Origin of the sequence: Chryseobacterium sp. MHB01, assembly GCF_034651565.1 — a bacterium.
Classification (GTDB): Bacteria; Bacteroidota; Bacteroidia; order Flavobacteriales; family Weeksellaceae; genus Chryseobacterium; species Chryseobacterium nepalense.
In genome coordinates, this window is the sequence record NZ_JAYEDA010000017.1 from 1 (window position 1) to 14,811 (window position 14,811).

The window sequence follows — 14,811 nt, forward strand, 5'->3', positions numbered from 1 at the left end:
TAATGGAGAAGTATATATGCCCCCGTTCTGGGTTCCCTGCTGGGGAACCGGAAGGTAATCTTTCACCTGTCTTCCAAAACCATCGTATTCAATATGGGTGACCACGTCTTTCCCCGTTGGGGAAGCTTTGACATTCACCACCTGCTTAGCTCTTCCCAAACCGTCGAAATACTGAACGGTTTCTGCGGATTTGGTAGGTTGTCCACTACTATTGTAATCCAGATAGGTTTTGGAATACACGTAGTTTTCTGTAGTGGTCAGCTGTGCCTGGGATAAACCGGATATCAGCAAAGCGCCTATAGGAATTAATATTTTTTTCATATCTGGTTAGTTTATTTGAAAAGTAAAATCTAAAGCCACATTCATATTATTTACTAGTGACGGTGAAGCTGAAGGTATTTGAGCAGTAATGTTGCCATTAGTATCAATATTTAAAAGCCAGATGCCATTAAAATAAGTAGTAGATGTTCTTGCTAAAGAGGGAATACAGTTACCGCTAATCTTGCCTATCACAACACCTGTATTCCATGCTAAATTACTTTGATACACAAATCCCATCTGAATTCTAAAATTAGTAGTATTTGCTAATCCAATAGAACCATAATTTAATTGAGCTATTCCAGATCCTTTTGTTACAGAACAACTTAAAACAGTACAGCTACCGTTAGCATTTGCTGTATTCTGACCGTTGGCATTAATATCATTTTGTGCTTGCTGGTCTGCATCAGCTTGGCTAACAATTGAAATATAAGTGTTTTCAGAGACTATATAAGTATAAGTTCCAGGAATAGCATTGGTTCCACAATTATTTCGCGTAAAAACTTGACTTTTTGAAGAGTTAAAATACCTGTTTGGAGCATAATTGTATTTAAACTCTTTGAGAACCTTACCTTCATCATTTATGACATATTCTAATCTTTTAAAATTATCGTATTTATATATTTCTTTAAATCCTGATGGAGGGGTAATACTTCTGACTCCAATCAATGGATCATAGGTATATGTGGTAATTCGAAAATCTTTAAATTCCGCTTTGTTTCTAAAATTATTTAACTCTGAAATTAGAGTATTTTCTGTAGAATCATCAATATCGAGATCTGACTTTTTTACTATTTCTAATTGTTGGTAAGAACTATTATTATTGCCATCTAATCCAAATGTCTGCATTATCTGAGAATAATTACCTCCTTCAATTTTTGCTATTGGCAGAGTAGTTTTATACCCCCATATAATGGTTATAGGAATACCTTCTTTGGTTGTATATTGTAATAAATTCCCTTTACTGTCATATTTGTCGTAAGTAGCTTCAGTTACGGGATTATTGTTTATATCAGATAATTTATAGGATGAAACTGACGTAGGATTTAAATGGTTTGGATCATCATAATGAGTTTCTACCAAAGAAGTTGTTTTTAACGAACCATTTATTACATTTCCGATAAGATGTGTTTCTAAAGGGAGATTTATAATATTGGCATTAATTAATTTGGTATTATTCTTTTCGGTTGAGTATTTATAATTTTCAGAATTATATTTACCATCAGGAAAAGTAATTGATTTAGTTATAATTTGATCATTTGAATTATAATACAGATTTGTATTGGTCATTAATGCTTGTCCATTATAAAACTTAGTAGTTTTAGAATTATTTAGTAAACTTTGTTTAGAAAAAATTGGATAATAGCCTAGAGAAGTTACACCATGCTGAATAATAGTCCAAGTGCCTCCAATACCACCATTTCCGTTCCAGAAATATCTTGAATTTCGAGCAAGTGAAGTCCCATACAAAACATTAGAATAAATATCGGAGTACGTGTTGTCAGTTTGCTGAATTTTGTTCATAGAAGTGTCATAAACTATTTCAGTTAATACCTTCCCGTTTTCTGTTGCGTTAGGTGATTTACTTGATGGCATATAAATAGGAATTACACCTTCCTGAAGTAAATAATGAAAGTCTGGAGTATTGGCATACTGTATTTCAATAGAACCTTTAGAATTACCTTGGATGTCTTTTTCTGTTTTTATTACTTTAGAATACCCTATGTAATCACCCGATGATAATGGTGAAGCAGAATTATTATTGTTGGAATTCATGGATACAATTCCAGATGACTTAGAGGCAGCATGGCCGTCGCCGCCATCAACAGTATATATTTGAACTGTAGAAAAAGAATTTTTATTAAATAAAAATAATGGATTTGTTGATACACCATCAAAATATTTAAACTCGGTTTTACTTAAAAACTGATCATTAAAATCTTTATTGGTTTGGCTGGCCAGCCTCAGACCATTTCCAACCGATAATTTACTGTAATCATATTGATTAAATAGATTAGATGCGGTATTTAATTCATATTCAAAAGAAGAGAAACCTTTGGTAGGATATGTTATTTTTGTCAAAACGGCTGATTTGGCATAGTTTAGATCCGCCCGTTTAAAATTGTTGTTGTAATCATTATCTAAAGGAATAGCAACAGGATAATTAAAGTCATTAGGATTTAAAAACAATGTTTTATTAGTAAATCCACCATTAGAATACCCCCAGTAATCTACACCTGTCGAATGCTTAGAAGGCAGCATTGTTTCATTATAACCAAATATATATTGTTGATTATCTATTGCTAAGGATAAAAGTTTAAGTCTTTTCGTCAATCTATCTTGTGGCAGAGACTGATAAAATGAACTCAATAAACCTTGATAGTATGGTGCACCGGTAACATTTGCAGAAGCTTGAGAATTAAAGTAATCATAATTAAAATTAATTGTTTTAACAACCTGATTTATATTATTTTGTTGTTCAATTTTATCAAGTTTTTGGGTTGGGAAATCAAGCCGATCAGAATAATAAAAAACAACTTTTCCAAAATCACCAGTGACTGAATTGATAAGCAAATAATTTTGTTTTGTAGATGATGTCATCATGGGTGTTGCAAATCCTACGCTTTCTGGACTTTTGAGAGGATTTAAACTTGATCCAGGATAATAATCGTCAAATTCTCCTATACCTGAAAAACTCTGTGTATTTGCTAGTGGAATATCAATATAGTTATTATCTTGATTACCGAAAGTATAGTTAAGTTTTCCTCCAATAGAAACTAAATTTTGTACATTTAAATATTCATTATACGTGAAGTTTATATCATTATTATTAAGATCAGTTATTTTTGTTATCACATAGTTCTTACTTACACTATTCAGTGTTCTGACATCTTCAACTTTCGAAAAATAATATTTTACTCCCGCCGGGTCAATAATTGTAAAGTAGTTGAGACCATTGTAAGATATCTTATATCCTTTCTTATTCAGACAGTAAAAAGTTGGAGTAAAAGTATGTGTAGTAATTCCTACCGGATAATTATTTACAACAAACTCTAATTTTTCTCCAAATAAATTACAGGTAAATATATCTGGTGAAGTATCAGTGTCAACTGTAAAGGGAGCTGAATTATTTAAATCAACAAAATTTCCATTTAATGGTAAAAATCCATCAATCGTTTTATAATAAGAGTAACCATCTTTTGTAGGCTGTGAAACAAATCCCGTCGTAAGAGGTTGTGAGCTATGTGGAAAATAATTATTAAAAGGGTTCGTTGATTTTGAAAAAACGGGAAGATATTTTGCAACATCATCAAAATCACTGTAACCTCCCAAAATTGATTGTGTAATGGTTGGAAGATTTATATCCCATCCTAAACCTACCGAACCTGCTTCCTGTGCTACTTTTATTCCATTTCCTGAAATGTATTTCAGAATCAAAGGAATTTTAATTGTTCCACTTTCAGCCGTTAATAATGGGATTTGCGGACTATTCGTTCCTGTATATTCTGAATTTTGTATATCACCATACCTCAAAAATGTAGCGGTTGATGGAGCATTAGGAAAATTCTTAAAATAGTAATCAATATATTTATTTTGATTATTTTGAGCTTTTATTAATGGAAAAATTGCAACTAATAAAAAACTTAATAATATATTTTTCTTCATTGTATTATTTCTTAATCAGTTTAGCACTCGCTGTTTTGTTATCATTCGTCTTCACCGTTACCAGATACGCTCCCTGAACCAGGTTCTGCGTGTTTATCTTGGTAACTTTATTTTTTGTTTTCAGGCTCTGCAATTGTCTTCCGCCCATATCATACACAACAATTTCTGCCTCGAACTTTCCATCACCCAGCTTCCTGCTTCCATCTTCCATTCCAATCTCCACATACGCGTAATCTGATACAGGATTCGGATAGATCTTAATATCCTGCTTCTCGATCAGCTGGTCGATCTGCCTGTCACCCAGCTTTACGATCTTCCAGTTTTCTTTGCCAAGCTCTTCGGCACTCGTCCCGGCTAAAACAATCGAACCGTCCCTGTTCAGCTTTATATCCGAAAGTCTTTCCTCTTTTTTCCTGGATTCTCCTTTTACGTGCTTTCGCCACTGTTCATTACCATTTTGATCCAAATACAGCATCCAGAACGTTTCATCATCACTTTCAATTCTTCCTTCAGCCTGGGTATAACCTCCCAATAAAATTCCTTTAGACTCACTTCCATCTTCCTGCTTCCCGGCTATTACGCTCATTCCCATCAGCACATCCCGGTTTTTAAAATTGTAGGATTTCTGCCAGATCTCTTCACCCCTTTCGTTGAGTGAGATCAGCCACAAGTCGGTTCCTTCTTCAATGCCTACGGTTTTATTTCCCGATTTTTCCGATCTTGATTCTCCTCCGATTAAATAACCTGTAGAGGTTAAAGCTAATGTTCTCAAATGGTCATCGCCTTTTCCTCCGAAATTCTTTTCCCATTCTACTTTGCCGTCTTTATTGAGCTTGATGATCCAGTAATCACCCTCCCCGAAATTGCCGCTGGCTTTTGGCATCTGGCTGCTGGCTTTACTTCCCGCTTCCGGCATCCCGCTTCCAGCTACCGCTCCGCTTCTGGAATACACGCCCAACAATGCGCCGCCGTCTTTTGTAGGAATCATTTTCTCAACTTCATCCAAACCTTTTCCGCCTAAAATAAGCTGCGATAATTCTTTTCCGTTTTTATCTAATTTAATGACCAAAACATCTTTGGATCCGTAACCCAAAGTTCTCGTTCCCTGAGGCTCTCGAAGGGAACCTGTCATTATATTTCCCGCCACAAAGAACCCCATATCCGTGGTCTGGATTACCGCTCTTGCTTCTTCATCCGAATTACTGCCAATCGTTTTCTGCCACAATTCATCCCCGAATTCGTTGATGCGAATCAACCAGATATCAGATCCGCCTTTGGAATCTTCTTTTTTATCCAACCCTTTCCCTGAAAAACTCGTTCCTGCTAAAACGAATCCACCGTCCTGAGTGTTCACCGTAGCCGAAAGGAAATCATGGTTCTGTCCCGAGAAATATTTCTCCCAGACTTCTTCGCCCTGCTGGTTTAATTTAACCAAATGAAAATCGTAACCGTTGTTTTGCTGCTGGGTGTTGGAATTTGGCATCTGGCTTTTACTTCCAGCTTCCATCATCCCGCTTCCAGCTCTAATAGAACTGCCGGTTATCAAATACTGCTGATCAATAGTAGTGGTAACCTGGGAAAGAAAATCCTGGGTGGAGGATTTGATGTCTTTCTGCCAGATCACTTCCTGGGCAGAAACGCCCAGTACGGAACATAAGAAAAATGCTCCTGAGTATAATTTATTCATACAAAGTGTTTAATGATAAGTATTATTATTGTTTTAAATTAAAAGGTCTGAGAATACAGAATTCCTGTATTAGAATTCGGAGCGCTACGGAGAAATGGCCCAATAAGGATATGTTTTTATCATGGTTCTTGTTTTTTAATGACTATTGATTAGAAAAATAATTTCCATTGCTGCAAAACTAATGCTCACACACGACAAAAGATGTCGTATTATTACAAAGATGCATTTTCCTGTTTTCAGGTTGGAAGTTTTCTAAAATCCGGTGCGAAAATAGAAAAAATAAATCTCCGGACAAAGAAATTTAAATGAATTTTATGTGACGAAAAAGATGCTGAAAAAACGCCTCGTGAACAATATTTACAGCTTAGTATCAACAGATTATTTTTATACTAAATCAAGTAATTTTTAAGAAAATTTAATCTCCAATAAAAGCTATTTCGATAAAAAAACAGATCAACGAAAAAATACAAAAATTCTTAAGAAATAATCAGAATTTCTTCGACAATCCTTCGGGTGTTGTTCGGAAGCTCTTCGGAAAAAAGTATATTTTTCCGAAGCTGACCCGAACGTGATCCGAAGAAGACCCGAAGAAAGCACCTCGAAACCGGTCAAATCCCTTCAAAGTTTTCACAAGTGATTGAAAGAAGAGATTTGTTTTGTTAATTTTAAAAATGAAAAGAAATGGCTAGAATAATAAAAATAGATTCTTAGAAGATTTTAAATAAAAAAAGCTATTTAAAAAATTTCTGGAAGGTGATGATCCTTCAAGTATTTGTTAAAAATCTCCTGTCCGCTCCGTATAGAATTGACAGCCCATCGAATCTTCATTTTTAACAGCTTTTCCTCATTTAGTTTATAATTCATTCCTGATTTAATCAGCTTTTGCTTTAATTCATACATGCAGATAGAAGCTGCCACCGAAACATTAAAACTTCTTGTAAAACCGTACATCGGGATAGCCAGTGTCTCATCAGCAAAATCAAGAATTTCCTGTGAAACACCTTCCATTTCGGTTCCGAAAACCAAAGCAACAGGTTCTGTAATCTGATATTCAGGCAGCATTACCGCATTATTTTCCAGCGAAACAGCGACTATTTTATAGCCTCTATCCCTGATTTTCTGAAAAGATTCCATATTTCGGGGAAGTTTCTCAACCTCAACCCAGGTATCTGCCCCTTTGGTAACGCGAAGATTCGGTTCAAAACTATATTCTTCCTGCAAAGCCACCACTTTATGAAAACCACAGGCTTCTACCGAACGTACAATTGCAGCTGCATTGCGGAACTGATAAATATCTTCCACCACCGGCAAAACAAAATCCGAGCTTTCTAAGGAAAAATGCTCAATTTTGGAAAGTCTTTCTTCCGTTAAAAACTGCTTTAAATATTCAAAAGTTTTTGCTAAATCTTCCATTCATTTTCAAATCTTTGCAAATTAACGTAATTTTGAGGAATCCTCCCGAATGAGGCCTGAAAATCTAATAAAATCATCTATGAAACGAAAAGTCCTTTTGATCTATACCGGCGGAACCATCGGTATGGAGAAAGATTATGAAACCGGAAGCCTCCGTGCATTTGATTTTGGAAATATTTTTGAAAAAATGCCGGAAATGACGCTGATGGAATGTGAAGTTTTCGTTCATCCTTTTTCAAAACCCCTTGATTCATCCGATATGGGTCCGGACGAGTGGAAAATCATCGCTCATTATATCCATAAGAATTATCATAATTATGACGGCTTTCTAATTCTTCACGGAACAGATACGATGTCTTATACCGCTTCAGCGCTGAGTTTTATGCTGAAAGGCCTCAAAAAGCCGGTAATTCTTACGGGCTCTCAGCTCCCTATCGGAGATTTGCGGACAGATGCCAAGGAAAATCTTTTAACCAGCCTTTATTACGCTAGCTTATATGAGAATGATGAAGCGGTAATCCAGGAAGTAGCGATTTATTTTGAATACAAATTGCTGAGAGGAAACCGTACCCTGAAATATTCTGCAGAATACTTTGATGCATACGCCAGTCCAAATTATCCAATTTTAGGACAATCGGGAGTGCATCTCAATATTATTAAAGAAAATCTTCACCGATGTGAGCCTGGAACTGAGTTCCATGTGGATGATCATATTTCGGAAGATATTATTTTCTGGAGGATCTTTCCGGGCATGAACCTTAATCATTTTAAAGAAATCCCGAAAATGAAAGTTCTTATTCTTCAGGTTTTTGGTTCGGGAACCATTTTCAGCAGTGATAAAACAGTGGAAACCCTACAGCAGATCAGGAATAACGGAACTGAAATTGTTGTAGTAAGCCAGTGTATTTCAGGAGGAATATCATTCGGAAAGTACGAGAACAGCAATATTTTTTCCAGAATCGGAGCCATCAGCGGAAGGGATATAACAGCAGAAAGTGCTATTACAAAAGCAATGCACCTTATAGATAATCCGAATTACAACGGAAGCTTCGGAGATAATTTTTCAAAAAGCCTTTGTGGAGAAATTTCGCAGCAATTGCAATAATAATTTGGATATTCAATAAATTCCCTTATTTTTGCAATCTCAAATAGAGAGGTGTCCGAGTGGTTGAAGGAGCTACCCTGGAAAGGTAGTATACGGGTAACTGTATCGAGGGTTCGAATCCCTTCCTCTCTGCAAAATAAAGCGCTGAATTCCAGCGCTTTATTTTTTTTAGTCTTTCTTAAAAATTTAAAACATTACTATAATTCCCATGTAAAATTTATAATATGAGATACAGAACACTAGTTTTTATTTTCTTTTTATCCATTCACTGCTTTTTTGGACAAGTACTGGATAATACCTTTGGAACCAATGGAAAGGTAGTTTACGATATTAACAGTAACCTAGCCATTGAAAAAATCTCCTCTATGATAGCCTTAAACAACGACAAGCTATTGGTAGGAGGTTCCGATAATGTCAATGCTTATCTCGTAAAACATAATTCCGACGGCACAATTGACACCAGTTTTCAAAATAATGGAGTTAAGCAGTTTCCTTTCAAATCCATTGAAAAAATTTTAAAAACAAGCACCAACGAGATTATTGTTTTGGGAACAAAAATTGGATCCGATGGCTATAATAACATCATTGTTTCTAAAATGGACGAAAATGGCAATTCCGTAACTACTTTTGGAAATAATGGTACACTTGAGATCAATTTTGCATATCAGTCGGACGACAATGTCTTTAACGGTGAGCTTCAATCTGACGGAAAAATAATTTTAGTCGGAAACAAAAGCGGTACCCCATTACAATCATTAACAGAAGGGTTTGTATTGCGCTTATTACCAAACGGACAATTTGATACTTCGTTTAATAATACCGGATTATTTACCATCGCTCCTATCAATCACAGGCATTACTTATTTTCTGTAAGCCTCTCTCCAAACGGAAATTTAACCTGTTCCGGCTATCTTATTTTATCAACCGGCTCGAATCAAGCCAGAATGTTTGCTTTAAGATTATTACCTAACGGAAATCTGGATACTTCATTTGCAGGTGTAGGCTATACTTATTTTAATGTCACGAATCAGGGCAATTCATTATCGCGGACTCATATGCTTTTAAGTGACGGTAGTCTGCTGATGGGAGGATATTCATATTCTTCAAACAATAATAATGTATTAGACAATTTTACCATTGTAAAACTAAATATCAATGGCTCTTTCGACAACTCATTTGGCAATAACGGTGTGGTGCAGACACTTCTCCCTAATACCGGGGGAGAAATAAAAACCCTTAAACTGGACTCCTCAAATAATATCATAGCATCTGGTTTTACCTATTCAGTTCAGACTGGAAATGAAAATTTCACGATCATGAAGTACAATCAGGCTGGTAATTTGGATAGCCAGTTTGGTAATTCTGGAATTGTTACTACAGATTTTTATGGATTTCAGGATATACCTTATGCCTCCATTATAACAAATTCAACCATCACTCTTGCCGGACTCGCATCCCATTCAAACTTTCCGGCTGATAGTAATTTTGCAATTGCGCGGTATACTTACAATTCCAATTTAGGAATTAATGAAATAAAGATCGCAGATGATTATAAGGTTTTTCCAACTGTTTTTTCAGACTATGTAAATATTACCTGTAAGAAAGAAACGGCATTGGATATTAATTTGTTTGATTCAACCGGGAAACTGGTTTATAATAAAATAAATCTCAATTGCGGCAAAGACCCCAGATTATTATTATCTGCTCCATCACTCAGCGGAGGCATTTATTGGCTAAAAATCAATTCTGCCAATAAAACATCTGTACAAAAATTAATAAAAAAATAATTACGATGCATTTATTCGAAGTACAATAAATCTTTGATACATCTTTATTAAAAACCGCCTGATCACAAAAAGATCAGGCGGTTGCGTTTGAAAATCTCAACCCATTTCAAACTATAATTTAGCTATATGAATGTTTGGTATTAGTTTAGTTGCATATGGTGAGAAACTGCTGGTTCATCTGAACTTTGAATTTAGCATCAGATTTCAGCTTTGTGTAAATTGTATTCTCAAAAGCATGCACATCTTTTAATTTTTTATCAATAAACTCCGCAATCTGAACTACTGAAAAAATGAAATCTCTGTAAGTTGCAATATTCACCGTTTGTCCGTAAACAGGAAGGTAGGCTTTCAAAAAAGGCAGTGTAGTCTGATGTTGATTATAGTTAACACAATATCCCGCTCCGTCTCTTGAAGTGATGATATTATAATCATTAATGTAATCCAGGATGTTTTGACCGACTTTACCGGTATTGGTTTGGAGATGTTTGTTGATCTTATCTAAAACATGCTGTGCATATTCCATCATGCTGATTGTTTTCCACTCGAAAATATGGCTCATGCTTTTGGTGCTTTTGGGAGATTTTCCATTTTCGCAGCTTGTACAGAAAGAAAGTCCTATTTTATCATGATACGGAAAAGAGCATTCTTTAATCTGAATTGTAGCATCAGCCTGCAGCCTGTCATTGGCAAAATTGTAATATAAATAAGGACTATACAGTTCTGCTAAAATTTTCAGATAATCGGTTTCTGATGTGTTGCGGTATTCTTCGAACCATGTTTCAAGATGATCGTAATACCGGTTTTCAAATTCATTAAAACTTAAATATAATGGCAGTTCCATAACTTTGTTGTTTTGATATGACAAAGCTATTCCGGTGATGCGACAAAACTTGACGTGTTATTTTTTTGTTTTAATTTTTTTGGAATGATTGATTTTTAACGCTAAAATTTTCGGTTTTTTTTATTAAAAAGTTGCGCATATTTCATTAAACAAAGACGTTTGACTTAGCAAGATCACAGTTTATGAACAATTTATATATTCTTGTGATTCTGATAATCTAAATTTAATTATTGATTACTTATTGCTCATTATTTATTTATCATAATTTCTCATGATGAATTCAAAGTAATGAATCATTTTCATATAATTTTCTATGCTGAGATATTCATTCGTGCTGTGGATAGATTGCTTTTCGGCGTTGTTAATTTTTATCGGCATGAAGCGGTAAATATTTTTACTTACGACCTGGTATTTATAAGCATCCGTTGCGCCCACCGTGAGGTAAGGTGTTGCGATTGCCGTAGGATAAATTTCTTTAATCGCCGCTTCTATCATTTGAAATGCTCTTGTATTCGATGAAGAAACTGCAGAAGCTTCTTTTACACTGTCGATTTCTTCAATTTCCACATCAAATCCTTTGGTAACATTTGCAATATGTTCTTTCACATCTTTTACGGTATTACCGGGAAGAAGTCTGAAATTAACAATAAATTCCACTTCGGGAGAAAGGACATTGGGAGCGTCACTTCCCTTCATCATGGTTAAAGCGGTAGTTGTACGAACCAGGGCGTTGGTGGAATTATTTTTCGTCAGCTGTGAAAGAAGAACGGGTTTCAATAACCACTGATTGGCAATGGCCATTCTGCTAATAAAAGACATGGATCCACCGACATTGATAAAAAACTGATTGATAATCGGAGTGACTTCAGGCTTCATCTGGCCGGATTCAAGGCGCTGCATAATGACAGCAGCTTTTCCAATGGCACTTTCCGCAGGAGGCATAGAAGAATGTCCGCCGAGTCCTTTTACTTTTATTTTAACGGAAAGAAAACCTTTTTCCGCACAGCCGATTACGGCAATATCTGAGTTGATCCCTGTAACACTACCCTTTTCCAGAATTAAGCCACCTTCATCATATACTGCATCAAATTGCACATTTTTATTTCTGAAATACTCTGCAATTTTTACAGCGCCCTGTTGTCCGCCCACTTCTTCATCAAAACCAAAAGCAAGATAGATATCCCGCTGGGGAATAAATTTTGTCTTAATTACATTATTCATGGATTCCAGAAGGGAGAACAGCATTCCCTTCATATCAATGGAACCTCTTCCGTAAATTCTTCCGTTGGCTACTGCTCCGGAAAACGGACCGAAATCCCACTCTTCCGAAACTTCCGATACCTCAGGTAAGGGTTGATCATCCGGTCTGAAAATATTTTCAGTTTTATCTTTCACTTCAGCATCTCCGGGAGGAACGACATCGGTGTGGGAAAGAAATAAAATGGGATCGAGAGAAGGATTGCTGCCCTTTAACCTAAATACCAGACCATAGGTATTGACTTCAGCAAACTCTGCATTCTGATAAATGAGGGGATAAGAATTTTTTATATATTCCTTGATGGTATCAAATGTTGAGTAATTGAAATCGCCCAGCTCACCCGATGAAACAGTCGGAATCTTTAGCCCGCCAGATAATCTTTGAATAGCGGAATCATCTTTTATCATTTTCCAGCCTGAAGTAGTATTAGCACTTACTTTTTTAAAAGAATAAGTAAATGTTTTAATTAAAACAATAATGATCAGGAGAATAAGAAGGCTTATAATAATGAAGATGAGCTTTTTCATGGTAGATTTGGTTGGTTTTATTTTCGTGAAGTTATAAACTGATTAGCATAGATTAATTTTAAAAATACTTAAAATATCAGTTAACACTCCACGTTTAATATAAAAATATATTATCGTAAATATTAAAGAAGCGACCGCCGCTTGCCAACCATTTATATCCATAAACATTGATAAGGTGGATTGCTTTTTCCTTTTCTTTAAATAATTTTTAAAATTAAAATTGTCTTTCTTAAATCTAAAGTCCAATATAAAGTATATATATAGGAAAATAATGATTAGGAAAATACTGTTTTGTATGATATAATTACACATAAACAATTCGATCTAAGCCTTTATTCATTGATTTCGTTGGATTTATATAATTATTAATTACCTCCATTATCCATCTCCTGCATCCTTTTCTTAATAAAATCTGTAGGCCGTATTCCGTTGATTTCATAAAAAAGATCGGAGAAATTTTGCCGTGAAGCAATTCCGCACTCTCTGGCGAGTGTTTCAATATTGTATTTTAGATATTTTTTATCCTCAAAAAGAAGATTGGTAATATAGTTGATCCTGAGCTGACTGAGATATTTATTAAAATTTCCGCCTTTATATTCATTGATAACCTGGGAGAGATAGCTGGAATTTGTCCCAAGTTGCTGAGCCAGCCTGTTGAGGGTAAGCCCTTTTTGGGTAAATCCTTTTTTGTTTTCAAACTTTTTGAGTTTATGAAGAAGTTCTTCCACCTTACTTTCATGCAGGTGAATCTTTTTTTCTTCAAGTACAGTACTGGATATCTCGCCAATAGCCTGGTCTTTTACAAACTTTTCTTCAAGTAATATATATTTTTGCTTAATTTCTTTAGCCTTTTTTTGCCTTTTGGTGAAAAGCATAATGAGACCGATTGCCCAGATAATTAAGAGAATTACGATTACGGTTACCAGATAGTTCATTTTCTGAAGCTTGTTTTTCTCTTCCAGTAATGTTTTGGTGTCATAATCTTTGTGAATCTTCGGAGACAGATAACTAAAATCTCTGGACATGATACTGTCTGCTTTTAACAATTGCCCAGTATAGTAAAGCTGTTGCGCCTGGTCTTTATTTTTCTTGCTGTAATTGATAAGAATCTCATAATTTTCCCTGAGCTCAGGAAGGATAAACTGATGTTTGTTAAAAATGGAATCAATTTTCCTGAAATAAAAAACAGATTTTTGAGTGTCGTTCATCCCGAGATAACTTTTTCCTATAAAAAAATAATTAACTGAAAGCCTTGCAAAATCGCGGCTGTGACGAATGGACGGAAGAGACAGGTTAAGATCCGTCAAGGCTGTCTCATATTGCTTTTCCCTATATTCGGAAATTCCTTTTGAAAGAAGGAAATACCCTTTCTCCTGGGCATAATCCCGATTATTGCCAGCCTCCGAAAGTCCTTTTTTTATTGCAACATCCATGTCCTTATACCTTCCCAGATGCCGGTAACAGATAATCAGCTGGTGCAGGCTGTTGAGATAACCCTTTTTATTGTTGTAAATTAGATTAGGATGAATATCGGCTTTTGATTTTTCCCTGTAATACAAAAGGCATTTGCTGAATAAATCAGCAGCTTCGTCATAATATCCCAAATAGCTTTTCACTACCCCTATATGATAGAGGTTCTGATGTTTCAGGTATTCGTTTTTTGTATTTTTTGAATATTGGTAGGCTTCGAGATATTCATTAAGGGCAAGCTGATATTTTTTATAGTTATAGTAATAAATAACACCTTTATCAATATGGGCAACAATCATAAGGTCTTTATCCCCCGAAAGATTTGCCGCCCGGACCAGACTGTCGCTATATTTCAGCTTTTCTTCATCAAGGGAAGCAAAAAGTACCGCATCTTTATATCCCTGAACCAATTTACTATAGTTCTTTTCTTTTTTTGATTTAGCAATGTAAGGACGGATATACTGAAATGCTCTGAAATCATTTTCTTCAAAGTTTTCGTACTTCTTTCTCAACTCATCATACACAGTCTCTGATTCCTGCGAAAGGAAAAAATGAAAGCATATGGTACAAAATAAAAGCAGTAGTTTTTTGATCACCTTAGTATTATTCAATGTAAACAGCGCTCAAAATTACAAAAAATGGACGGTTTTTCTCAAACAAGTTTGAATTAATATCTACTATCGAACTATTTCTATTTTACAAATATAAAAATTGAAAATCAGCACATTAAATATTTTAA

The 14,811-nt window shown here is 35.2% G+C and carries 9 protein-coding genes and 1 tRNA gene; 3 read left to right on the top strand and 7 right to left on the bottom strand.

Annotation, left to right across the window (positions count from 1 at the left end):
- From U9K52_RS19110 to U9K52_RS19125, 4 genes are all read right to left on the bottom strand, one after another.
- A partial coding sequence (locus U9K52_RS19110; protein WP_322927779.1) for a DUF6443 domain-containing protein occupies window positions 1-321 on the bottom strand: 321 nt, incomplete at its 3' end.
- A 6-nt stretch (window positions 322-327) separates the two neighbouring features.
- Window positions 328-3,984 carry a DUF5977 domain-containing protein gene (locus tag U9K52_RS19115; RefSeq protein ID WP_322927780.1) on the bottom strand — a complete coding sequence of 1,219 codons (3,657 nt, stop codon included), beginning with the start codon at window positions 3,982-3,984 and terminating at the stop codon, window positions 328-330.
- Window positions 3,985-3,988: 4 nt separating this feature from the next.
- Entirely contained in the window at window positions 3,989-5,671 is a 1,683-nt protein-coding gene (locus tag U9K52_RS19120) for a T9SS type A sorting domain-containing protein (RefSeq protein ID WP_322927781.1), read from the bottom strand.
- 735 nt (window positions 5,672-6,406) lie between these two features.
- Window positions 6,407-7,084, bottom strand: coding sequence for a TrmH family RNA methyltransferase (locus U9K52_RS19125; protein ID WP_263602418.1), 678 nt, complete (start codon window positions 7,082-7,084; stop codon window positions 6,407-6,409).
- 79 nt (window positions 7,085-7,163) lie between these two features.
- Between U9K52_RS19125 and U9K52_RS19130 the strand changes: the two genes are divergently transcribed.
- The 3 genes from U9K52_RS19130 (at window position 7,164) to U9K52_RS19140 (ending at window position 9,976) form a co-directional block, all read left to right on the top strand.
- Complete coding sequence (locus U9K52_RS19130) at window positions 7,164-8,189, top strand: asparaginase (protein WP_263602417.1); 1,026 nt, start codon at window positions 7,164-7,166, stop codon at window positions 8,187-8,189.
- Window positions 8,190-8,234: 45 nt separating this feature from the next.
- Window positions 8,235-8,321 (top strand) — tRNA-Ser (locus tag U9K52_RS19135).
- A 92-nt stretch (window positions 8,322-8,413) separates the two neighbouring features.
- Window positions 8,414-9,976, top strand: coding sequence for a T9SS type A sorting domain-containing protein (locus U9K52_RS19140; RefSeq protein ID WP_322927782.1), 1,563 nt, complete (start codon window positions 8,414-8,416; stop codon window positions 9,974-9,976).
- 145 nt (window positions 9,977-10,121) lie between these two features.
- On the opposite strand, the gene U9K52_RS19145 is transcribed toward U9K52_RS19140, so the two are convergent.
- From U9K52_RS19145 to U9K52_RS19155, 3 genes are all read right to left on the bottom strand, one after another.
- Entirely contained in the window at window positions 10,122-10,817 is a 696-nt protein-coding gene (locus U9K52_RS19145; protein WP_322927783.1) for a hypothetical protein, read from the bottom strand.
- 252 nt (window positions 10,818-11,069) lie between these two features.
- Complete coding sequence (locus U9K52_RS19150; protein WP_322927784.1) at window positions 11,070-12,602, bottom strand: M20/M25/M40 family metallo-hydrolase; 1,533 nt, start codon at window positions 12,600-12,602, stop codon at window positions 11,070-11,072.
- A 365-nt stretch (window positions 12,603-12,967) separates the two neighbouring features.
- A complete protein-coding gene (locus tag U9K52_RS19155; RefSeq protein WP_263602413.1) occupies window positions 12,968-14,668 on the bottom strand; it encodes a helix-turn-helix domain-containing protein in 1,701 nt (566 codons plus the stop codon).
- Window positions 14,669-14,811: the final 143 nt, after the last annotated feature.